Origin of the sequence: Shewanella sp. TC10, from assembly GCF_009663145.1 — a bacterium.
Taxonomy (GTDB): Bacteria; Pseudomonadota; Gammaproteobacteria; order Enterobacterales; family Shewanellaceae; genus Shewanella.
Window position 1 is genome coordinate 23,485 of record NZ_VKHR01000015.1, and the last position, 24,646, is coordinate 48,130.

The 24,646-nt window shown below is 41.7% G+C and carries 16 protein-coding genes; 8 read left to right on the forward strand and 8 right to left on the reverse strand.

Annotated features, from left to right (window positions below):
* The first annotated feature begins 1 nt into the window (after position 1).
* Positions 2-2,215: a patatin-like phospholipase family protein gene (locus FNZ24_RS07300; protein ID WP_153913828.1), complete on the forward strand. Its 2,214-nt coding sequence runs from the start codon at positions 2-4 to the stop codon at positions 2,213-2,215.
* A 63-nt stretch (positions 2,216-2,278) separates the two neighbouring features.
* Here FNZ24_RS07300 and hxpB read toward each other — a convergent pair whose 3' ends face one another.
* Entirely contained in the window at positions 2,279-2,935 is a 657-nt protein-coding gene (gene hxpB, locus FNZ24_RS07305; RefSeq protein ID WP_153913829.1) for a hexitol phosphatase HxpB, read from the reverse strand.
* Between the two features lie 455 nt (positions 2,936-3,390).
* Between hxpB and acnB the strand changes: the two genes are divergently transcribed.
* Together acnB and ggt are read left to right on the forward strand one after the other, a co-directional pair.
* Positions 3,391-5,988 carry a bifunctional aconitate hydratase 2/2-methylisocitrate dehydratase gene (acnB, locus tag FNZ24_RS07310; RefSeq protein ID WP_153913830.1) on the forward strand — a complete coding sequence of 866 codons (2,598 nt, stop codon included), beginning with the start codon at positions 3,391-3,393 and terminating at the stop codon, positions 5,986-5,988.
* 349 nt (positions 5,989-6,337) lie between these two features.
* The gene (gene ggt / locus FNZ24_RS07315; protein WP_153913831.1) at positions 6,338-8,068 is read left to right on the forward strand and encodes a gamma-glutamyltransferase; all 1,731 of its coding nucleotides are present in this window, start codon (positions 6,338-6,340) and stop codon (positions 8,066-8,068) included.
* A gap of 136 nt (positions 8,069-8,204) precedes the next feature.
* On the opposite strand, the gene FNZ24_RS07320 is transcribed toward ggt, so the two are convergent.
* The 4 genes from FNZ24_RS07320 to hslV all read right to left on the reverse strand — a co-directional run bounded on the left by FNZ24_RS07320 (position 8,205) and on the right by hslV (position 12,439).
* Positions 8,205-9,482 carry a cytochrome C gene (locus tag FNZ24_RS07320; protein ID WP_228768411.1) on the reverse strand — a complete coding sequence of 426 codons (1,278 nt, stop codon included), beginning with the start codon at positions 9,480-9,482 and terminating at the stop codon, positions 8,205-8,207.
* A gap of 516 nt (positions 9,483-9,998) precedes the next feature.
* Positions 9,999-10,379, reverse strand: a complete 381-nt coding sequence (locus tag FNZ24_RS07325) for a gamma-butyrobetaine hydroxylase-like domain-containing protein (protein WP_153913832.1) — start codon at positions 10,377-10,379, stop codon at positions 9,999-10,001.
* Between the two features lie 188 nt (positions 10,380-10,567).
* Positions 10,568-11,893, reverse strand: coding sequence for an ATP-dependent protease ATPase subunit HslU (gene hslU / locus FNZ24_RS07330; protein ID WP_153913833.1), 1,326 nt, complete (start codon positions 11,891-11,893; stop codon positions 10,568-10,570).
* A 21-nt stretch (positions 11,894-11,914) separates the two neighbouring features.
* Entirely contained in the window at positions 11,915-12,439 is a 525-nt protein-coding gene (gene hslV / locus FNZ24_RS07335; protein WP_153913834.1) for an ATP-dependent protease subunit HslV, read from the reverse strand.
* A 239-nt stretch (positions 12,440-12,678) separates the two neighbouring features.
* Between hslV and FNZ24_RS07340 the strand changes: the two genes are divergently transcribed.
* Positions 12,679-14,835 (forward strand): hypothetical protein, encoded by a 2,157-nt coding sequence (locus FNZ24_RS07340; RefSeq protein ID WP_153913835.1) that lies wholly within the window; start codon positions 12,679-12,681, stop codon positions 14,833-14,835.
* 50 nt (positions 14,836-14,885) lie between these two features.
* Here the strand turns inward: FNZ24_RS07340 and FNZ24_RS07345 are convergent, their stop codons facing one another.
* The 3 genes from FNZ24_RS07345 to priA form a co-directional block, all read right to left on the reverse strand.
* Entirely contained in the window at positions 14,886-15,464 is a 579-nt protein-coding gene (locus FNZ24_RS07345; RefSeq protein ID WP_153913836.1) for an SPOR domain-containing protein, read from the reverse strand.
* A gap of 1 nt (position 15,465) precedes the next feature.
* A complete protein-coding gene (gene argS, locus FNZ24_RS07350; RefSeq protein WP_153913837.1) occupies positions 15,466-17,211 on the reverse strand; it encodes an arginine--tRNA ligase in 1,746 nt (581 codons plus the stop codon).
* Between the two features lie 154 nt (positions 17,212-17,365).
* Entirely contained in the window at positions 17,366-19,561 is a 2,196-nt protein-coding gene (gene priA / locus FNZ24_RS07355) for a primosomal protein N' (RefSeq protein WP_153913838.1), read from the reverse strand.
* A 77-nt stretch (positions 19,562-19,638) separates the two neighbouring features.
* On the opposite strand from priA, the gene FNZ24_RS07360 reads away from it, so the two are divergent.
* From FNZ24_RS07360 to csrD, 4 genes are all read left to right on the forward strand, one after another.
* Entirely contained in the window at positions 19,639-20,472 is an 834-nt protein-coding gene (locus tag FNZ24_RS07360; protein ID WP_153913839.1) for a FimV/HubP family polar landmark protein, read from the forward strand.
* 125 nt (positions 20,473-20,597) lie between these two features.
* Positions 20,598-20,810 (forward strand): 50S ribosomal protein L31, encoded by a 213-nt coding sequence (gene rpmE / locus FNZ24_RS07365; RefSeq protein ID WP_055022928.1) that lies wholly within the window; start codon positions 20,598-20,600, stop codon positions 20,808-20,810.
* 430 nt (positions 20,811-21,240) lie between these two features.
* The gene (locus FNZ24_RS07370) at positions 21,241-22,488 is read left to right on the forward strand and encodes a malic enzyme-like NAD(P)-binding protein (RefSeq protein ID WP_153913840.1); all 1,248 of its coding nucleotides are present in this window, start codon (positions 21,241-21,243) and stop codon (positions 22,486-22,488) included.
* A gap of 184 nt (positions 22,489-22,672) precedes the next feature.
* Positions 22,673-24,559 carry an RNase E specificity factor CsrD gene (gene csrD / locus FNZ24_RS07375; protein WP_153913841.1) on the forward strand — a complete coding sequence of 629 codons (1,887 nt, stop codon included), beginning with the start codon at positions 22,673-22,675 and terminating at the stop codon, positions 24,557-24,559.
* Positions 24,560-24,646: the final 87 nt, after the last annotated feature.

A 24,646-nucleotide genomic window follows, 5' to 3' on the forward strand; every position in this document is an offset into this window, starting at 1 on the left:
TATGGGTCGCAAGATCGCACTGTTGATTGTACTGAGCTTAGTAACAAGTATTGTTCAAGCTAAAGAGCGACCTTCTGTTGGCTTAGTATTAAGTGGCGGTGGCGCAAAAGGTTCTGCCCATATTGGTGTGCTCAAAGTGTTAGAGCAAAACCGTATTCCTGTCGATTATGTTACTGGTACCAGTATCGGTTCTTATGTGGGCGGTATGTATGCTCTTGGCTATACCGCTGCAGAAATTGAAGAAATCATGCTCAGCTCTCCTTGGGCTGAGGGTTACTCAGATACCATTCCTCGGGAAGATCTTTCCCATCGTGATAAACAACATCGTGATAAATATAATATTCCAATCAATGTCGGTTATAAAAATGGCGGCCTTGCAGCTCCTAGTGGCTTATTGCGGGGGCAAACCATGTCTCAGCTGCTGCGCCATTCAACCGATTTAGTCGAACAATTTGGTGACTTTGACGATTTAGCTATTCCCTTTCGTGCGGTAGCCACCGATTTAGCCACCAGTCATGCCGTGGTATTAGAAAAAGGCAGCATTGTTAAAGCCATGCAAGCATCGGCAACGGTACCTGGTGCATTACAGCCCGCTGAAATTGACGGCAAGTTACTTGTTGATGGTGGCATCTCCAATAATATGCCTATTGATGTGGTTAAAGCGATGGGCGCTGATGTGGTAATTGCCATTGATATTGGTTCACCTTTGGCCACTAAAGAGCAACTTGATAGCACGATTGCAGTGCTTGAGCAGTTATCGACTATTTTGACTATGGCGACCACTGAACATCAAAAAACTTTATTAGGTGAAGGTGATGTACTTATTCGTCCTGCCATTGATGGTATGAGCACCACAGATTTTGAAATTATGCCGCAAGCATTAGAAGCAGGCCATGTTGCGGGTCAGGCTGCACTGCCGATGTTGCTTCATTTAGGGGTGAGTGAGGCTGAGTACCGCGCTTACCAAGCGAATAAGAAAGCGGTGAAAACCTTATTAGTTAATCAACTAAACCGCCCCTCAACTAAGATTGTTTTCGAAAATGATTCTAAGGTTAGCGAAAAACTACTCCGGGATACCTTAGACATTGATGAGGGTGAGGTCATTACCAAAGAGTTACTCCAAGAAGGTATTCAGCGACTTTACTCATTAAATAAATTTGAACGAGTGGATGCGGAATTTGAAGATACTGAAGAGGGACGTATTTTAACGGTAAACACCCGGGCCAAATCTTGGGGGCCAAACTACTTTGATGTCGGCTTTAACTGGGAAGATGACTTTACCTTAGATTCTGCTATCACATTGAGCTTGGCTTATACCATGGGCGAGTTGACTGATAATGGGGGCGAGTGGCGTAATGAAATGGACTTAGGCTATGAGAAAAGGATCAGCACTGAGTTCTATCAGCCGTTAAGTAAAGATCAAGATTTTTATAGCCGCATCACCTACGAGTATGAGATTAAAGACTGGGATTTCTATGATGGCAACGATCGAGTTTATGAGCTAAAGAATACTCTTAATCAAGTTCAACTTGGGATAGGCTACAACTACTCACATGCAGGACTCATTGAAATTGGTGCAGTTGGAGAGATTGGTGATTTATCTAATAGAGCAGTTTCAGAGGAAGATTTAGATTACGAATCAATTGGTGGCTATTTTGCATTTTCGTTCGATACGTTAAACAGTATTAGTTTCCCTACAGAAGGCCAAAGATTGACCTTTAAGGCATCGGTTCGAGATGAAAGGTACTCAGGCGCGGTAGAAGAAAACTCTGATGAAGTTTCATGGCTATACGAAGCGGACTGGAAAGGGGCGTTAAAACTTGGTAATCACGCAATTGTCGGTAAAGTTGCTCTAGCGACTGTGGATGTAGATAGACAGTTTACCCTACATGTTTCAGAACTCGGTGGTTTCTTAAACTTGTCGGGTTATCACAAAGGTGCATTAGCTGGAGCGCATAAAGCGTTTGGGGCACTGATTTATCAATATGATCTAGGTCGAGATGTATTATTATCTGATGTGCCGCTGTATCTCGGAACAAGCTTTGAAGCCGGTAATGTGTGGGTTGTTAAAGATGATATTGATTTTGACGATCTTATTTACGCAGGAAGTCTATATCTAGGAACTGACACCAGTTGGGGGCCTGCAGCTTTAGGCTTTGGCTTTACTGATACAGGTGAACAGGCATTTTATTTATTCGTGGGTAAAAACTTCTAACCGTTAAATAGCACCATAAAAAAGCTGCCATAGGGCAGCTTTTTTATGATGTAAATACCAGTATCACCCGAGTACCTTAGTTAATAAGCCGAGATGCTTGATTTGATGGTGGCCAATTTGCCAGCGAGATTGTTGGGCAAGCTCAGCTGCTGGTATTGCCACCGTTTGCATAGAGGCGGCTCTAGCTGCCACTAATCCGTTAAAACTGTCTTCAATTGCCAAACAAAGTGACGGGTGCACTCCAAGCGCGTCTGCACAGTTTAAGTACACCTCAGGATGTGGCTTACCATATTTAAGATTTTCAGCAGACTCAATCGCCATAAAGTATTCTTTAATGTCGAGCTTACCCATTACTGCGGTAATTAAATCCGATGATGAAGATGTCGCTAAACCTATTTTAAGCTGCTTTTGCTGGCAAAGGTTTAGTGCATCAATCACACCACGCATAGGTTGACCTTCGGTTTCAATAAAAGTCACTACTTTATCAATAATCTGTTGAGCGACCTGTTGGTTATCATAATTTGGCCAAGGATAGCGCTGGTACCAATAACTCACTAAAAAGTCGATTCTTAAGCCGGTTGTGATCTCTGCATCTTCCACTGAGATCGGAACACCCAGTTGATTGAGTACTTCCACTTCCGCTCGCTGCCAAGCGGGTTCAGTGTCGATGATAATGCCATCCATATCAAAAATGACCGCTTCTAATGCTGTAGAACTCATAATGACCTCTTTCTAAATGAATCGTTAATAGTGAATAGCTAGTCGAAAAACCTGAATAAGTACGCTTTGCGGTGGTTTAGAGTTAACACTGTTCAAAGACTATGCAGAATCAGCAAAAAAAAAGCAAAAATATATCAAATTGAGTTAATAAATTTTTATACTTAATTCAAATAAGTGATATTAAGTAAGGCACTGAATTAATTCGATTTAAATGTAGTTTAAAACTATTGTCTAATTTTATTTGTTTAAAGCAGCAGTTAATTTATACTTCGAGCGCAAATTTAGTGCCGATTTCGTCTCCAATGGAGTGTGATCTAATTCATACTTTTGCAAACCTGTAGTATACTACGGGTCGGATTTCAAGCCCGAACCTGTGGAATGGTCATTTTTTTATAAATTAATATGAAATGACGTTCAGTTTCGCTGTTAGGCGCAAAACAAAGAGGAATGTTGCCGTGCTAGAAGCATATCGTAAACACGTCGCAGAACGTGCTGCAGAGGGTGTTGTCCCTAAGCCATTAGATGCACAACAAGTGGCTGAATTAGTGAAGTTAGTTGAGACTCCGCCTGCTGGTGAAGAGGCCGTAATTCTTGACTTATTAGAGAATCGTATTCCCCCAGGTGTTGATGAAGCTGCGTACGTAAAAGCGGCATTCTTAGATGCAGTAGCCAAAGGCACTGTATCGTCACCAATCCTTTCAACTGAGCGTGCTACTGAACTACTTGGTACCATGCAAGGTGGTTACAACATTGAGCCGCTTATCGCTCAATTAGATAATGATGCACTTGCGCCAATCGCAGTGACTGCATTATCAAATACCCTATTAATGTTTGATGCTTACCACGATGTGGTAGAAAAAATGCAAGCGGGTAACGACTTTGCTAAGCAAATCGTGACTTCTTGGGCAGAAGCTGAATGGTTCTTAAACCGTCCAAAACTTGCTGACAAAGTATCACTTACCGTATTCAAAGTATCAGGTGAGACAAACACAGATGACTTGTCTCCAGCTCCAGATGCTTGGTCACGTCCTGACATCCCATTACACGCGTTAGCTATGCTTAAAAACGCACGTGACGGTATCGTACCTGATGTTGCTGGCACTGTTGGCCCAATCAAAGAAATTGAAGCGCTTAAAGCCAAAGGTAATCCACTCGTTTACGTAGGTGATGTTGTTGGTACGGGTTCTTCACGTAAATCAGCAACTAACTCAGTGCTATGGTTCATGGGCGATGATATCCCTTATGTGCCAAACAAACGTGCTGGTGGTTTCTGTTTAGGTGGCAAAATCGCCCCTATCTTCTTTAACACTATGGAAGATGCTGGCGCACTACCGATTGAGCTAGACGTAAGCAAAATGGAAATGGGCGATGTCATCGACATTTACCCATATGAAGGCGTTGTTAAGCGTGGTGGCACTGATGAAGTCATCTCAACTTTCGAGCTGAAAACCGACGTGTTACTAGATGAAGTACGTGCTGGTGGCCGTATTCCATTAATCATTGGCCGTGGCTTAACAGACCGTGCTCGTGAAACGTTAGGTCTTGGTGTTTCTGAAGTATTTGTACGTCCACAAGATGTTGCTGCTTCAAGCAAAGGTTATACCCTTGCACAGAAGATGGTCGGTAAAGCATGTGGCGTAACAGGTGTTCGTCCTGGCCAATATTGTGAGCCTAAGATGACCTCTGTTGGTTCTCAAGATACTACCGGTCCTATGACACGTGATGAACTTAAAGATTTAGCATGTTTAGGCTTCAGCGCCGATTTGACCATGCAGTCTTTCTGTCACACTGCCGCTTATCCAAAACCAATTGATGTAAACACGCATCAAACACTACCTGATTTCATTATGAATCGTGGCGGTGTTGCACTTCGTCCAGGTGACGGGGTTATTCACTCTTGGTTAAACCGTATGCTACTGCCTGATACAGTAGGTACGGGTGGTGATTCACATACGCGTTTCCCATTAGGTATTTCATTCCCAGCGGGTTCTGGTCTTGTGGCATTTGCTGCTGCAACCGGTGTTATGCCACTTGATATGCCTGAATCAATTTTGGTTCGCTTTAAAGGTGAAATGCAGCCGGGTATCACATTACGTGACCTTGTACATGCTATCCCACATAAAGCGATTGAAATGGGTCTATTAACGGTTGAGAAGAAAGGCAAAATTAACGCTTTCTCTGGCCGCGTATTAGAAATTGAAGGTCTAGAGCACCTTAAAGTTGAGCAAGCATTCGAATTGTCAGATGCATCTGCTGAACGTAGTGCTGCTGGTTGTACTATCAAGCTAGACAAAGAGCCTATCATTGAATACTTAAACTCTAACATCGTGATGTTGAAGTGGATGATCTCTGAAGGTTACGGCGATCGTCGTACGATTGAACGTCGTATCAAAGGTATGGAAGAGTTCATCGCGAACCCTGAGCTAATGAGTGCTGATAGTGATGCAGAATATGCAGAAGTTATCGAAATTGATTTAGCTGATATCAAAGAGCCTATCCTTTGTGCACCAAACGATCCTGATGATGCAGTATTATTATCATCTGTTGTTGATACCAAAATTGACGAAGTATTCGTTGGTTCTTGTATGACAAACATCGGTCACTTCCGTGCAACTGGTAAGATGCTTGATAAGTTTGCTACAACGCTTCCAACTCGCTTGTGGATTGCTCCACCAACGAAGATGGACAGAGACCAGTTAACTGAAGAAGGTTATTACGCCATCTTTGGTCGTGTTGGTGCGCGTATCGAGATCCCAGGTTGTTCACTGTGTATGGGTAACCAAGCACGTGTTGCTGAGAACTCAACAGTTGTTTCAACTTCAACACGTAACTTCCCGAACCGTTTAGGTACAGGCGCTAACGTATACTTAGCATCGGCTGAGTTAGCAGCTGTCGCTGCACTATTGGGCCGCTTACCTTCTCCTGCTGAGTACCAAGAATACGCGAAAGAGTTAGATGCAACTGCAGCTGACACTTACCGTTACTTGAACTTTGATGAGATTGAGTCTTACACCAAGAAAGCTGACAGCGTGATTTTCCAAGCCGCAGTTTAAGTGTAAAGCGTTAACTCTTGTTTAAAAATGCCAGCTAATTAGCTGGCATTTTTTTTGCACTATTCATGAAGTAGACCTTTGCCTTCCTCAATGCATAATAAGCGCTATTCAGTATTTATATGTTCAAAGCTTTTTATTAGTTTAGAGCGAATTTACTAAAGCCACGCAGTTAAGCAGCAATAATAAAACCTGTATTACACGAGCTGATAGCAAGAATAATCCCTCAAACAACATCACTATAACGACTGATATCTAAAGCTGTACCGCCGCTGAACCAATCTTAGGTTTGCTCAGCATTGATGATACTGCTATGAAATAATAAACAGCCATTTTATTCAGAAGTCAGACTATGCGTTTCTCATTATTTATCATCAGTGTTTTGAGTCTTTCAAGCTTCACAGCCAAAGCAAGCGAGCTTCCTATTCAGCCAACCGCCATAGGTAAAGATTTTATGGTGAGTGCTACTAACCCTTATGTCTCTAGAACGGGTTATCAAGTGCTTGATAAAAAAGGTAATGCTGTTGACGCTATGGTGGCAATGCAAATGGTCATGACCGTGGTTGAACCGGATATGACTGGCTTAGGCGGTGGGACATTTGCGTTATTTTATAATAACCGAGCTAAGCAATTTCATGCCTTTGATGGGCGCGATGCAGCTCCCGCAAGTGCTTACGCTGATATGTTTATGGTAGATGGAAAGCCAATAGACAATAGTGAAGTGTTAGGGCCGCGCTCAGTTGCTATACCTGGAACACTTAAATTGCTGTATCAAGTGCATAAACAACATGGAACACTCCCTTGGTCAGATTTAGTCGCTCCCGCCATTGAGCTGGCTAACGAAGGCTACGCCATGAACAGTTATACCCATGATATTGTGGTAAGAGAGCAAGCACGTTTGCAGCATGATCCTGAAATAAAGGCATTATATTGGCAACAAGGCACCATTAAGCCAACGGGAAGTTTAATCAAGAACCCAGCGCTTGCTAACACCTTGTCCAAGATCGCTAAATATGGTGATGATTACTTATATCAAGGCGAATTGGGACAACGAATTGTTCAAACGGTTAATCAACGACTTGAAGATGATCAACCTAAATTGTCGATGGATGACTTTAATCACTACCAACTGAAGCAGCGTGAAGTGGTTAAAACCCAGTATCATGACCATCAAATCATTTCATTTGGTTACCCGTCATCAGGTGGAACCATGGTGTCACAAACACTGGCTTTACTTGAACCTTACCAGCTCGCAAATATGAAGCCCACTCAAGCTGAACCTTGGCGGTTAATGACCGAAGCAATGCGCATAACTCAAGCGGACCGGGTTGCTTACGCTGGCGATCCTGATTTTGTGGATGTGCCTAGCAAAAGTCTGTTAGATAAAGCTTACCTAGATAGCCGCAGAAAGCTTATTGCTAAAACGGGTGTCATGGTGGAGCAACCAGCTGCGGGCAAGCTAATGAATCAAGTTCCAGCAAATGATAAGTCACTAGAAGGTCGGGACACTGGTCATATTTCAATTGTCGATAGCCAAGGTAATGCAATCGCAATGACAAGTACCGTCGGCACTGGAATGGGTTCTGGAGTCATGGTCGATGGCATGATACTTAATGCGCAAATGGATAACTTTACCCATAATCCAATGCTTGATGGTAAGCCAGCTCAAAATGCAATTGCTCCAGGAAAAAGGCCGCGTTCAGCTACCACACCATTAATGGTGCTGGATAATCAGCAGCAATTGCGATTAGTTATTGGTTCTCCGGGGAGTGGCCAAATTCCGGGTTATGTATTAAAAACATTAGTGGGGATACTCGACTGGGGTTTATCTGCGCAAGAGGCGATTGATTTACCCAATATTCAATACGGTACTAAAATTGATCGCACCCAGTCACAAAACTTAAGCGGTTTATTGGTAGAAAAAAAGACTTTTGCAGAGACTTTAGTGCCTGAATTTATTAACTATGGCTACCCTGTTCACGTATTACCCATGGTGAGCGGACTGAATGCGGTTGAAATTCGCCATAGCGAAATTATTGGTGCCAGTGATCGAAGACGTGCTTCCAGTGCAATAGGGAAATAGTGCAATGGGAAATAGTGCTGATGGGGGGCTTCAAATCAAGGCCGACATTCAAACTTTGTGCTTATTTAAAACTAAGACACAAAAATGCCAGCTAATTAGCTGGCATTTTCAACTAACTATCCATCTTTTAGATAATTTATTTCAAACTAGCATCGATTGCTGGTGTGTCTATTTTAACTTTAATTATTCGATTGGTGGCACTTTGGTGAATAAGTAAGTCACCATCACTTGTTGGGCGCATGTGCCGCACTATGCCTGCGTAGAATCCACCAGATGGAATTTCCCAGCTTTGAAAGGTTTCAGTTTTGGGATCGAAACGAACGAGCGGATCAGGGCGCATACCAGACTCATTAAACCATATCGCCCCATCTACCACGGCAATAGCATAAGGATGAGAGTGAGAGCCACTCGGTGTCGGCCACTCATTGACTTTACCTGTTTGAGGATCATAACGACCTAAACGCCCACGACTTGAATTGACATACCAAATCATTCCTTCGGAGTCGATATCTAGTCGTCGCACTTTGGTGTCCTTATGGGGCAGTGCAATCTCACTTAAGGACATGGTTTCGGGGTTCACTTTGATTAAACAGTTGTGACCATTACAGGCAACCCAAGGATGACCCGATGCATCGATTTTTATCCCATAAGGGCGAGAACTCGGGGTAGGTAAAGTAACCAGTTTTATATCGCCAGTTTGTGGGTCAAGTCGACCAATACGATTGGCATGTTGGAGTGTGAACCAGAGTATGCCGTTTGCATCAAACACAGCGGTATGCGGATCCTTTGCACTAGAGTCAGGCATATCGTAGACGACAATTTTTCCTGTTTGTGGATTTAGTTTGCCAATTGTGGCGTTCTTATTGCCTGTATACCAAACGTGGTCTTTAGCATCGATAGTCACTGAATGTGGCATTGAACCAGGAGGAAGAGGGTATTCACGCATCTCATTTGTAACTGGATTAATCTGACCAATCAAATTTCCCCATTGACCTGCCCACCAAATAGAACCGTCAGCTGCTGCAACAGGATCACGTGAACGTTGCCCTAGTGTTGGCACCACCCACTCCTGAAAGCTGATGTTAACTGCACCATTTAAGATAGTTGGTGTACGGCGATTATTAGGAGGGAAGTGTTTTTCAAGGTAATTGATGATGCTATTTCTTTGTTCAGGAGCGCCTGATAGGTCAATCATCGATTCGGTAAGCGCTTGCCAATCTTCACGGCTATATCCCAAGCTTTGGCTTATTCGACGGGTTGAGTGGCAGGCTACGCAATGGGTTTCGACTAGTTCTAGACCTTTTTCTTGTGGAAGCTCTGCACTATTTGCCGATATTGAAAAAGAGGATAAAAAAGTCGCTGCTGCAATCAGCTTTAAAAACGTTTTGTCTTGAGTGATATGTTGGTTGAACATGACGGCTCCAGTGCTGAAAAAGCGAATCGATGGCATTGATGTGAAGCTAACAAGTTGATGAAAGCATCAATTTTGATAATAAATAACCTAATCGTAAAACATTATTTGATCAACGTTTCGATATGCATAAAATCGTGGTTAGAGAGGGAAGGTTTATGTTCACTGTTACGAAGTGGTTATATTTTTAATTGATATGTATCTGAAATTCAATTGTTTACTTCATGTTTGTCTACTAGGTCTATGGAAGATTATTACTTAAATCTAATCCATTGCCTGCCGCAGAGATGTTAAGGATGAGCCGAGTGTCGCGCTCACATGGTCAACGATGTTCCCTACATCATAACGACACTCCCGCCGCCCTTGGTATTCAGATGCTCGCTGCTGCATCTACACTGGGATTATTATCTCTTCGATTTAGCTGTACTTGGCAATTTAAAGAGCTAAAGATTAGAAATCTATAAATTTAAAAGACTCAAATTGAAAGGTTGTCCTCATCGAAGTTTGAAATGATAAAACTTATGAATACTTAATATTCATTTCAATTAACGGTTCACGTGAGCCTTTTTCTGCGCGTAAACGGGCTAAATAGCGTTCCCAAATCTCAACTTGATGAGTGCCAAACTCATGTAATAATTTCCATGAGAATAAGCCTGTGTCATGGCCGTCATCAAAAATGATTTTTACCGCGTAATTACCCACAGGCTCTATGGCTTTAATGTTCACAGCTTTTTTGTGGGTGACTAAAATGGGGTTGCCGTGACGCTGCACTTCCGCTGATGGAGAGTTAACTCTTAGCATTTCGCAAGTGATGTTAAACACATCACCGTTATCAAAAGTAACCTCAAGTAACTTTGATTTACGCTTTAGCTTTAGGTTGGTCACATTCGGTGAGGTCATGATTAAGTCTCTCAATGGGTTATATTATTGCGGTTTACTATCGCAACAGTGAAGGTGATACAAAAAAGGTGGTCACCCTAAGAGTTAACCACCTTGTTCAGTAGTCATTTTATATATTAGCTAATGTTAACTAAAAATAGGATGACTAAATTAGTGATAGGTCACAATTGACGCTTATCGAGCCGTCATTACAGGATAAAGCGGCTTAAGTCTTCATCTTCAACCAAGGTATCTAGATGATCTGTTACATATGCTTCGTCAATCACAAAGGTGCTGCCTGACTTTTCAGAAGCATCGTATGAGATTTCTTCCATTAGCTTTTCCATCACAGTATGTAGACGACGTGCGCCGATGTTCTCAGTAGTCTCGTTAACCTGCCAAGCGGCTTGAGCAATCTTTTCGATACCTGATTCAGCAAACTCAACTTTAACGCCTTCTGTGCCCATTAGCGCAACGTACTGTTCGGTTAATGATGCGTGAGGCTCAGTTAAGATGCGTTTAAAGTCATCAGCACTTAATGCGCTTAGCTCTACACGAATTGGCAAGCGACCTTGAAGCTCAGGGATTAAATCAGACGGCTTAGACATCTGGAAAGCACCTGAAGCAATAAACAAGATATGGTCAGTTTTAACCATGCCGTGCTTAGTGGTAACTGTACAGCCTTCAATTAATGGCAGTAAATCACGTTGAACACCTTCACGTGATACATCTGGACCCGAGCTTTCGCCGCGCTTACAGATTTTATCGATTTCATCTAAAAACACGATACCGTTTTGTTCAACCAAGTCGATGGCTTGCTCTTTTAGATCTTCTTGATTAACTAATTTTGCCGCTTCTTCTTCAGTTAATAGCTTGAAGGCTTCTTTAATCTTAACCTTTTTGCGGTTCTCTTTGGTTTGACCCAAGTTTTGGAACATGCTTTGAAGTTGGTTAGTCATTTCTTCCATGCCTGGAGGGGCCATGATTTCAGCGCTAACTTGTGGTGCTGCGATATCGATATCAATTTCTTTGTCGTCGAGCTGACCTTCGCGCAGTTTTTTGCGGAAGATTTGACGCGTATTTGAATCGTCTCTTTGTTCGGTATTCCAGTCGTCTTTTGGCTTAGGTAATAACGCATCAAGGATACGTTCTTCTGCCATTTCTTCGGCGCGATGACGACCTTTCTTCATTTGTTGTTCACGGGTCATTTTGACGGCAGAGTCAGTTAAATCACGAATGATCTGTTCAACTTCTTTACCGACATAACCGACTTCGGTGAACTTGGTCGCTTCAACTTTAATGAATGGTGCATTAGCAAGCTTGGCTAAACGACGGGCAATTTCGGTTTTACCCACACCTGTAGGGCCAATCATCAGAATATTCTTTGGCGTCACTTCTTGACGAAAAGATGGCTCAAGTTGCATACGACGCCAGCGGTTACGCAAAGCAACAGCGACAGAACGTTTAGCATTTTTTTGACCAATGATGTGCGAGTCTAATTCATGGACAATCTCGCGAGGGGTCATTTCAGACATAAATAATTCCTTACGTTCTAATTAGTAGTCGATTTGCTCAACCGTTTTATGTTGGTTGGTGTATACGCAAATATCTCCGGCAATCGTCAGTGATTTTTCTGCGATTTCACGGGCAGAAAGGTCAGTGTTTTGCAGTAACGCTAATGCCGATGCATGGGCATAATTGCCACCTGAGCCGATGGCAATTAAATCATGTTCAGGCTGAACTACATCACCGTTACCTGTAATGATCAATGATTCTTTAGTATCAGCAACAATCAGCATGGCTTCTAGATTGCGCAGCATTTTGTCAGTACGCCAGTCTTTAGCAAGTTCAACGGCTGATTTAAGTAAGTGGCCTTGGTGCATTTCGAGCTTAGTTTCAAAACGCTCAAAAAGAGTAAATGCATCGGCTGTGCCGCCAGCAAAACCGGCGATCACTTTATTTTGGTACAAGCGACGCACTTTACGTGCATTGCCTTTCATGACGGTATTGCCAAGGGAAACTTGGCCATCACCTGCGATGACAACTTGATTATTACGGCGAACAGAAACGATAGTAGTCACGGTATATCCTCTTAACGACGGCAGCAGTGAAAAAGGAGTTTGCTGCTGGTTGATAAACTAGATATGGGGGGTGTTAGAATAAATTCAAGGCGATTAAAGGGATTGATTCAGTTATATTGTCTTTTGATTACATATTTATAATCTGCAAAATGGCTTGATGGTTTTCAAGTTACTAATTTGCCAAGCATATGAAATCGTTCGGCGAAATAAAGAGTAAAAGACTAAGGAAAGTTGTATTTATGTCAAAAAAAGGAATATTGGCACTATCTGTAGTGATAGGCCTAGGTGGTATATTTTTTTATTCCAAACATCAGACTCAAGCCCCCTTTGTAAAAAGTATCGAGTTAACTGCCCCTGTATTATCAGCATCATCGATTGATATTGTAATGGATCCGCAACGATTACTTGATGACCCTAATTTAAGTACAGTTGAAGTATTGGCTTCATTAAATAAGATTAAAGCTCAGTGTCGTAAAATGAATGGTGATTTTAGTGCTCAAATTAAGCAAATACATCAAATTATTATTGAAGCTTTAGAGCAATCCCTTAAGGATGGTAAAACAGTTAGGGAATTACTGGCTTATGAAGGGCAATATACAACGCATTATAATGGCTTTGACGATTTACTGCTGAAAGCTCAAGTTAATTTAGCCAGAGAAAAACTAACGATTACTAGTGATGTGTCTGTTCTTGCTAATTGGCAGGGACTAGAAGTTATCAAAGGCTTTAATCAGGATGTTATAACATCAATTGTAACTTCAATGGGCGGAATGACTTCTGAGCGTCCAGCAATGACAATGAAGTTTGAGGTTAAGCCTGACATTACAACTGATGATGTAGCTTTGCTTTTAAGCAATCAAGATAACTTTAATACCTATTTAGACACTTTTATTCAGATTGAAAATACTGCCGCGATTTCGCCATCAATGCTTTTTGTTGCGATAGCAACACAGCTGCCTATTGAAGACTTTACGCTTGAAGCAAACGCCAAAACGTTTACCGTTAATGATGTGGCTTTGGCTATAAGAAACCAATTACCCAGTGAGTACATTGCAGTATTACTCAATAATACGACGGCATATGATGAGTTTCCTGCTTTCATTCAAGACAGAGATGGCGCAGGTATTGATGATAGGGGCGGCACTTATTACAACTTGGCTGATGTTGCTGTGAGTGAGTTTGATTTAGCCACACTAAAGTTGTTAGCTGATAAAGGTGTTAAGCCTACCAATGAGCCTGGTATCTTTACCGCAATGGATATTGCGTTGTTAAATCTACCAGAGAACCAAGAGGAGCTTAATGGGGATAACGGTTTAAACCAGTATATTGACACCCTTACTTACCTCAAAAAGCAGGGGTATAAAGCGCATGGCGTGGCAATGGAACGTGCTAATGCAGAGAATGAAGTTCACTTTTTACCTCCTTATTTAGTCGGCTTCAGATTTACTACACCCATTACAGGTTTAGGATTAGAGGAAGTCATCAGTGGTATTGAATTAATCGATGGTAGTGCCTCAATAGTCCCAGCCGCGATTGACGACTCATTAATATCACAAGCGATTATCGCGGCTGATGAAAGGAAGCAACAGCTAGCAGCCCAACGTCAACCCTGCGGTCGTATTGAGCAAGATTTACATGATGCACAGCAGTTTGCTACACCACAAAGCATGGTTGAAATCGTTAAGTCATTAATGAAGCAAGAAGTTGATGTTGGTGCTGAATTAAATCGTATTGATCCCGCGTTAATTACAGTGTGGCACCAAGAGCTGTTGTATCAAAACCAGCGTAATGAGGCTGCAAGTATTGAAAATGAGTTTATGGATTTAATAAAACAAAGCCGAGTGGATGAGGCAGTTATATATGCGTCCACTTATCAGTTAACTCAATCAGAAACTGATTTCTTATTACGTCATGTGGTTAAAGATGAAAGTTTGGCAGTCGTTTGGCTGTCTCGAATGTTGCCGATAAAGCCAAGTGGCTTATCGATGTTTAGTGGATTGCCACTGAATAAATGGCAATCTTTACAAGATGAAAAGTTTGATTTTGCGCTCGAAGACACGTGGGGAAATGATCTGTTTACTGTGGCGGCTCAAAAATCAGTAGAGCATGTTGATTGGTTATTAAAATATGGCCTCAAGCCGAATATGGCAATGGTAGGATTAGATCCGTTTGACCTTGCCCTTGAAGATAGTTACAAGCAACAGAAGTTAACTCAAGCCACTATTAGACTCAGCCAGTTTGTGGATAAAATAGAGCCGAGTCATTTAGCACGAATTGCCCGTTTGAAAGTGTTTTTCCCTGAGGAATATCAGGCATTAATTAGTATTAATAAGCAGTTTATGGTGACTGATGGGGTTGAAATGAATCAATATCGGCAGGTGAAAATGTACTTTTAGAATAAAAAAAGCGACTGAATACAGTCGCCTTTTTATAGGAATATTTTAGTTTAATATTCCCACAGCCAAATTTGGCAACCATTGACACCGGCACGTTGCAGCTTATGGCGAGTTCGCTCTGCTTCACGTTTCGATTCAAATGGGCCTAAAATCACTTTGTGCCATGTACCCGTTGTACCTTTAGTTGCACGAACTTGGGCTTCAAGACCTTGGAAAGCAATCATGGCTTTCATTTCGTTTGCTTGGTCTTCTTTTCTAAAAGAAGCACATTGCATTTGATAAGGACCGCGTGACTTTAATGCATCTTCAGGCACGTCGATATCAATGCTTTTGTTTTCAAGCTCTTCTAAATAGGTCCATTCTTCCGTTGGCTTAGGCGGCAGCTCATTAGGATCTTTCTTAACAGGCTGAGTTTTAGGCTTTTCAACGGTTTCAACTACAGGCGTTGATTGCTCAACGGCATCATCAGAGCTACCACTGATAAACCATAAAAAGTAACCAAATCCTGCAACAAGTAGAATAATTACCAACGTCGACAAGTAGCGGCTAGCTGGCTTAGGCTGCGCCTTTTTTCCTCTTGCCGGACGTTTTTTAGGACTAGGCTTCTTATTAGCGTAATCTCGGCTCATATTACATACGCTCTAATGTTTCGATACCTAACAGCGATAAACCTGTTTTCAAGGTCTTGGCAGTTAGATGCGATAACAATAAGCGGCTTTGTTTTTGCTCTTCTGTTTCGGCAGCAAGTACTGGACAAGCCTCATAAAAACTTGAGAACTCACTGGCTAGCTCATAAACATAAGCACACATTACGTGTGGTAAGCCTTTTTCTGTCATGCGGGTTAGCACTTCACCGAACTGGGCAAGCTTAGTCCCAAGCTCTTTTTCTTTATCGTGTTCAAGCACAATTTTTGCCTGGCTTAAATCAACGTCTTCTGCACGTTTGAAAATACCTGCGATACGCGTGTAGGCGTATAATAAGTAAGGAGCGGTATTTCCTTCAAAACTCAACATTTGCTCGAAGCTAAAGATGTAATCGCTGCTACGGTTTTTTGATAAGTCAGCGTATTTTACTGAGCTGATACTGACCACGCGTGCGATTTCAAGCAAAGTTGCTTCGTCCATGTCAGGATTTTTGCTGCGTACGAGTTCAATTGCACGAGTATTAGCTTCATCAAGTAAGTCGACTAATTTAACCACGCCGCCACTACGAGTTTTAAATGGACGGCCATCAGCGCCATTCATTGTGCCGAAACCTGTGTGTTCAAGTGACATGTCTTCACGCACAAAGCCTGCAGTTTTAGCAAGGCTAAATACCTGCTGGAAATGCAGCGCTTGACGTAAATCGACAAAATACAAAGCGCGATCAGCTTTTAATACGTTTGAACGGTAACGCATAGCGGCCAAGTCAGATGTAGCATATAGGTAGCCGCCATCCGCTTTTTGAATAATAACCGGTAATGGTTCGCCTTCTTTAGTGCGGAATTCTTCTTGGAATACCACTTTAGCGCCATTACTTTCGCTAAGGAGTCCTTTAGCGTCTAAATCTTTAACGACTTGCTCAAGGTCTGCGTTGTAAGCACTTTCACCGTGTACATCTGCGCGGGTTAAACTTACACCTAGGCGCTCATACACGTCGTGGCAGTGATGCAGTGAGATATCGTTAAATTCTTGCCATAATTTATTGCAGTACTCATCACCTGATTGCAGTGAAACCACTAAATTACGTGAACGTGTAGCAAACTCTTCTGATTCGTCGAAGCGAACTTTAGCAGCACGGTAAAAAGTTTCGAGGTCTGAAAGTTCAAGCTCAGCTTGCTCACCGTTGGCAGCGCGTAGCTCTTCCATGTAAGCCAGTAACATGCCGAACTGAGTGCCCCAGTCGCCAACGTGGTTTTGACGAATAACGTTATGACCTAAAAACTCAAGCGCGCGAACGACACTGTCACCAATGATGGTTGAACGTAAATGGCCAACGTGCATTTCTTTGGCAAGGTTTGGTGAAGAGTAATCAACCACGATGGTTTGCTTAGTCGGTAAAGTCACCCCTAAAGCATCATCGTTTAATGCATCTTGTAGCTGATTTGCTAGGGCGTTTTCATCAATAAAGAAGTTAATAAAACCAGGGCCTGCAATTTCAACTTTAGCAACATGGCTAGAGGCTGGTAGGTTATCAATGATCAGCTGAGCAATATCGCGCGGATTTTTTTTAGCCACTTTAGTCAGCATCATTGCTAAGTTAGTCGCAAGATCACCATGACTTTTATCTTTAGTTCGCTCTACTTGAATTCGAGCCTGAAAATCAGCTGGGACAATGCCTTGTTGTTTAAAAGAGTCGACGGTTTGTTCTAGTAAAGATGCAATATGTGATTTCATGGGCGTTTATTAGCACTGACTTAAAGTAAAAGACTGGGGTAACCGACTATTTTAGCCGCTATTGCTATGCAAATGCTATCTCGATTAAGTAATAAATCGAGATTTTTTTGATTTGAAATAAATAGCAGCATAATGAATTTATGCTGCAACAAGATTACATCAGATCTTGTGGATCTCTATCAATGCTCCAGCGGCAACGCTTACTCTCATTGAGTGCTTCAATTTGCGGTAAAATTTGCTCAAACTCTTGTTGCAAGCGCTGACGGTTTTTAGCTTGAAATAACAACTGGCGTCGGTATTTACCTGCTTTACGATCTAAGGGCGCTGGCATGGGACCAATAACCTCAAAGTCTTTATCTTGAGGCAAAAGGTTAGCCACTTGCTGTAAGAAGTTGTCTGCATCTTCGGCTAAATGTGCATCAGCCCTTATTAACACCATATGCCACGCTGGTGGAAGTAAGGCTTGTTGACGTTCCTCTAGCTGCGCTCTGGCGAACTTACCGTAACCATTTTTCAGTAGATCATGAAGTATAGGGTTTTCGCTTTGGTGAGTTTGCAGCAAGACTTTACCGGGTTTATCAGCGCGGCCAGCTCGACCAGATACTTGGGTATAAAGCTGAGCAAAGCGTTCTGGCGCTCTAAAGTCCGCGCTAAACAATGCGCCATCCACATCCATCAAGCCGACTAAGGTGACATCAGGAAAATGGTGTCCTTTAGCAAGCATTTGGGTACCAACTAAAATTTTATACTCACCTTTTAAGATGCTAGTGAGTTGTTTTTCAAGTGAGCCTTTTTTACGAGTGGTATCGCGATCGATTCGCACTACAGGATATTGAGGAAACTCTTGCTCAAGCGCTTGAGCGAGTTGCTCTGTACCAGTGCCGTGCCCCATCAGCATAGTACTGCCACAAGAGTGACATTGATGGGGGATAGCATATTGATTGCCGCAATGATGACAACATATCTCGTTTAAACCTTGATGAACGGTAAAAAAGGCGTCACAGCGGTCACATTCATGTAAATGTCCGCATTCATGGCATAAAAGGGCTGGGGAAAACCCACGACGATTAAGAAAAAGTAGCACCTGATTACCTGCATCTAGGTGCATACGCATTTCGTTAATCATCGAGGCAGACATGCCTGACTTTAGCGGCTGGGAGCGGATATCAATGATACCTTGTTTGACTTTTTGAGCAGCGCCAGCCCGTTCTGCGAGTTCAAGGTGGGTGTAACGTCCTGAAATAGCATTTTGTAAGGTTTCTAATGATGGCGTCGCCGAGCCAAGTATTACTTGTACTTTCTCTAGATGGCCACGCATAACCGCGAGGTCACGGGCATGGTAGCGCACCCCTTCTTGTTGTTTAAAGCTGCTGTCATGTTCTTCATCTAAAATAATCAGCCCAGGATAGGCCATTGGCGTAAATAAAGCTGAGCGAGTGCCGATAATAATGGCAGCTTCACCGCATCTTGCTTGTCGCCACGCTTCAAGGCGTTGATTGTCGGTGAGGGCGGAATGAATAACAGCAATATTGACATCAAAGCGGCGCTTAAAACGGTTAATAGTCTGCGGAGTTAGGCCAATCTCTGGTACTAGAATTAGCGCCTGTTTACCTTGCTTTAATATCGTTTCTAAAATCGACAAATAGACTTCAGTTTTACCCGAACCAGTGATACCTTCAAGTAAGCTGCAATGAAAGCCTTGTTGTTGATTTAACACTGAAACTGCAACAGCTTGTTGTTTGTTGAGCTTTAACGGTGTTTCAGTCATATTAAGTTGGTCACGCCAACTTAAGTCAGTTTCATTAGAGACTTGCTGACGTTCAATCCAGCCTTTGTCTTCTAAGGCTTTTAGCGCGACTTTGCTAAGTTCTTGAGTAGTAAAGTCATCTTGGCTGATAGATGATTGTTGTAATAATTCGAACAGCTTTTTTTGCGCCGGAGCGCGCTTAAGCACACTGATGTCGACCTGTTTACCCGCATCATTAAGTGCGAAAAAAGTGACGGTTTGCGGTTGCGCGCTTAACCCTTTGCGAAGTGCAACAGGCAAGGCCTGACTGAGCATTTGGCCTTGGCTAGCAAAGTAATAGCGTGCTGCCCATAAGGTGAGTTTATAAAGGGACTCTGGCAATAAAGGTTTGCTATCTAGCAGTTCTGAAAATGGTTTTATTTTATCGGCTGGAACGTCGCATTCTTGTTTAATGGCAGTGATTAAGCCTACAAGTTGTTGTCTACCAAAAGGCACTTTAACCCTAAGTCCAAGCTGTATTTGTGATACGTTGGATTCAGGAACTTGGTAACTAAAGGTTTGCCGCATAGGAACGGGTAGAGCAACCTCAACAAACACAGGCATAATTCATCATCGTTAACAATTGAGAGGGTCTAGTTTACTAGAGCCAGAACATAAAGAAATAGGATAAGAGAAAATTGATGTCAAAAGGAATATTCAATAAAGCTGTATTGGCACTATCACTTTTTTTATTTTCATTTGTGGCTCAAGCTGCACTGAGCCATATCAGTATTAACAGTCGTCAATTTGAGGTGGGGCAACACCCCAAAATTAAACTGAATATTGTGGCTGGTAAAAATGACTTTTCTCGAATTAGCTTGCACCTTCGACAAACTAATGGTTCGAAAGAAATAATGGAAGAATTGATGGTTCAGCCAATTAGCGGCTATATGTTATTTGCGATTGGTGTTGATAATGTTACTGATCCAAACGCTAAATTAATTGTGAGTGAGTATAAAGGTAATAGTTGGCGCCAGTATGCTGTGTTGCCAGTATTTGATTCCCCTTTTATTAAAATTACCGACAAGACAGAAGTTAAAATCGATACCCGAAACCAACCTAAAAAAGTGGCGCCTGTTCCATATACTGGTAAAGCAGTTGCCCAATCAGAATCTGCCATAAAAGTGACAAACGCCACTTCTGATGAAGCTAGAGTCGCAACCCTACCAAGTACAGAAACCACAGCGTCATCGGAGCCTATTATGAGTGCAGACTGTATTATCGAACGAAGTAATTCAGATACCTTATGGCGTATTGCTTCCCGTTACTATAAACAATGGAATACCAATGTTTATGGGGCTATGTTGGCAATTTATGATGCTAACCCTAACGGTTTTTCAAAGCAGAAAATTCACCTAATTAGGCAGGATGTGACCTTAGGTTGCCCATCACAAACACAGTTAAATCAATATGTAAGCAAAGCAGAAGACAAACTAACTTTTGAAGCGTTACAACAACAGCACAGAGCAAATTAATTTTCACTTGTTTGAGGTGGACAGATACTGTACTATTGCGCGCCTTAACGCTATTGTTATGAACGCATGTGGTGCTCAACTTCGGGTTGGGAGAGCGACATGGCCTGCTATTGAAGGTAATCCAAATGAAACCAGGTATCCACCCAGACTACGCTGAAGTAACTGCAACTTGTACTTGTGGTAACGTAATTAAAGTAAACTCTACTGTAGGTAAAAACTTACATTTAGACGTATGTGGTGCATGTCACCCATTCTATACTGGTACACAGAAAGTTGTTGACACCGGTGGTCGTATCGACAAATTCAACAAGCGCTTTGGTGCACTTGGTAAGAAGTAATTGCGACTGCAATTATTTTAAGAAAAAGACGCCTTCGGCGTCTTTTTTTGTTTTAGGTCTAAATTCCCACAAAAATATTTATTTTTTTAGTTATAAATTATGTAGTACTGCTTAAGTTAATAATATTGTTATTTAGGCAAATTATTTGTAGCTTTATGAAGCAAATTCCGCTTTTTTATGTCAAATCTTGTTATTTTTCTACAGTTTTAAGTCTTTGATTCTTATTGTGATGATTTATTTAAGCGGGATAAATTGTAACTTGATCAAAATTCAGTGATTAAAGATAACTTTTGTTAAATTTTCATTTATACTGCCTGCCAAAGCGCATAACAGCTGACTCTGACCTGTGCTCAGTTATCTGAGTCTTTGTGTGTTTTGACTGAATTTAACTTTATTTCGCCGTATAAATTGCCTCATTCAGGAATATAAAATGTCTGATTTCCGCCAGCAAGCTCTCGATTACCATGAATTTCCAATTGCAGGAAAAACTGCAGTTAGCCTAACTAAACCAGCTCAAACGAGTCATGATTTGTCGTTGGCCTATAGTCCGGGTGTTGCTGAGCCAGTAAGAGAAATTGCGGCAAATCCAGATGACGCTTATCGTTATACCAACAAAGGTAATACTGTTGCTGTTATTTCAAATGGTACTGCTATTTTAGGTTTGGGTAACTTAGGCCCATTGGCATCAAAACCTGTTATGGAAGGTAAGGCGCTATTGTTTAAGCGCTTTGCAAATATCGATTCAACAGACATTGAAGTGAAGCATAGAACCACTGCTGATTTTATTAATACGGTTGAATCAATTGCAGACACCTTTGGTGGCATTAACCTTGAAGATATCAAGGCTCCAGAGTGTTTTGAAATTGAGCGTGAACTGATCGCTCGTTGTAACGTGCCGGTATTTCATGACGATCAACACGGTACGGCCATTGTCACTACTGCTGGTATGATCAACGCCTTAGAAATTCAAGGTAAGAAAATCGAAGATGCTGTCTTTGTTTGTCTTGGCGCAGGTGCTGCAGCTATCGCGTGTATGACCATGATGGTTAAGTGTGGCGCGCAACGTGAAAATGTATACATGTTAGATAGACAAGGTGTTATCCATACTCGCCGCGAAGACATTAATGAATATAAAGCCTTATTTGCCAACAATACTGACAAGCGCACATTACAAGATGTGATTAAAGATGCTGATGCATTCTTAGGTTTATCGGGGGCGGACTTATTAACAGCTGAAGATATTGCATTAATGGCGCCAAACCCTGTCATTTTTGCTTGTTCAAACCCTGATCCTGAAATTAAGCCAGAGCTTGCTCATGCAACGCGTAGCGATTTGATCATGGGTACAGGTCGTAGTGATTACCCGAACCAAGTGAACAATGTTTTGTGTTTTCCTTTCATCTTTAGAGGTGCATTAGATGTTCGTGCTACTGAAATTAACGATGAAATGAAAATTGCAGCGGTTAAAGCACTTGCAGCGATTGCTAAAGAGCCTGTTCCTGCTGAAGTTTTAGCGGCATACCCTGATGTTAAATCAATGAGTTTTGGCGCCGAATATGTGCTACCTAAGCCAATGGATCCTCGCCTATTGAAAAATATCGCTAGTGCGGTATCTCAAGCTGCTATCGACTCTGGTGTTGCAGTATTAAAGATATTACCGACTGAATATAAATTATAGAGTTAGCTTAGTTTGAATGAAAAAGGGCGTAAGCCCTTTTTTTGTATCTACAATTAATCTAAAACAGATTGGGTTTGCGTTTTGTTGATGGCTACTGAATAATCGAGTTCAGTTCATTGAGCGTTATCGCTAATTAAATGTTTGATCTTATAAAATCGAGTCGCGCAGTAGCAGGACGCTGATAATGAAAATAACCAAGATTTTGACTAAAAAATTGACCAGTTTTTGGTTGTTGTCTTTGACAGCGGTCGGGGCTATTTTTTTGATTGGCGCTTTGGTTAGTTTTATTCAACTGACATTTAGATTTCAGCAACAAAAAGTGACTCAGCTAGAGTCTATGCTAGTTGAACATTACCAATCCGATAGTCATTGGGATTTGCATGCTTGGTTACCGCCGATCTTAATTGCTTATAACGCTAATTCATTCAAATTAACCAAAGGTGATGAAATATTATTTGAATATTATTCACCGGCACCGCAAAAAAATCCTACCATTTACAAACATACAATTGATTCTAGCGCCGACATTGGGTTCGAGCTTAAATTACCTCAGCCTTATTTACTCCACCAATTAGGCTGGTATGAGTATCTGATTCTATTAGTTTCTTTAGGTGCTATCGGATTATTTGTACGTTATGGACTGAGATGGTTTACCCATGAATTGGATGGAATAGAACAAATTGCTCAGCGCAGCAAACTAGTACTTGAAGGTGAGCATTCACAAGCGTTAAATTCCCCTGGCACCGGCCGACCTCGATTAATTAATCGGGCCATGACAAAGTTATTAGAGCAATTACAAGATGCTCAAAAAGAACGTGGACGTTTTGATCAGTTTATTCGTTCAAAAACCTTTTTAGACCCCAGCACTCGGATCGGCAATCGCATTTTTTTTGAAAATAGACTTGAAGCGCTCACTCATCATAACAGTATGATTGCTCACGGCGCTGTGATGTTAGTTAATTTTGATGATTTAGACTTATTGCAACAACAAGAAGGTGATGAGGTCATTAATGAACAATTAAATGACCTAGTACAAGCCATCAGTAAATTATTGCAAGCCTATGAAGATGCCGTTTTTGCGCGTTATGCTTTCAATCAGTTTGCTATTGTTATACCGCAAGTATCATTAGCAGAAGCAGATAGTTTAGCGAATAAATTGCTTAAACTTGGTATTAGCCAGCTACAAAATCAATCTGACACTCAAGATAATTATGTTCACCTTGGCGCCGCTTTTTATAAAGCCGGTGACATGCAAGAACAAGTACTCGAAGAAGTTGAAATGGCACTTAAAGCTGCGCAATTACAGCGAACCAATAATTGGTTTATGTACGATAAAGGCGCGGTAGATAAAGAAATTGCCAAAGGCTCAGTTCGATGGAGAAGCTTTTTAGAAAATACCTTAGTGAATCGCCGTTTTGTAGCAATTACAGAAAATGTTATCGATAGTGATGGCCATGCTTGTCATAAGGAAGTGTTCAGTAGAGCGATAGATAATCAAGGCAACGAAATCAGAGCCACTTTGTTTATTCCAATGGCAAATAAGTGTGGCTTAATGCCTCAAGTAGAAAGGCAGCTTATTGAAACTGTGTTATTTGAGCTAATGGCAAATAACCAAGAAAGTTTTAGCATCAACCTAAGTTATGACTCACTAACCAGCCGCGCTTTCATGCGTTGGTTAAGAACCACTTTGATGGAGCAGCGACATCTTGCCTCTCGACTGATATTTGAGGTATCAGAAGATATTGTGGTTAAGCATCAACAAGATTTGATGGAAAATTTGAATATGCTTCGCAAAATAGGAGCAAGGTTGTGTGTCGACCACGTTGGCCTTCAAGTTGTTGGCACGCATTATATTCAAGAATGCCATTTCGACTTAGTGAAATTACATCGTTCTATTATTCATCAAATCCACCTCAAGTCTGAAAATCAGCTTTTCATTCGTAGTTTGATCGGTGGTTTATACCGCGCTGAAGTTCAGGTATTTGCTGAAGGTGTTGCCAGTTTCGAAGAGTGGCAAACGCTGAAAATTCTCGGTGTGAGCGCAGCTCAAGGTGATTTTTTTAATCAATAGATCCCGTCTACCAATTAAATCTGCACATAAAGTCATTCTCTGACTTGGTACAAGTTTTGTATTAATCTTTTAACGCACCAAATATAT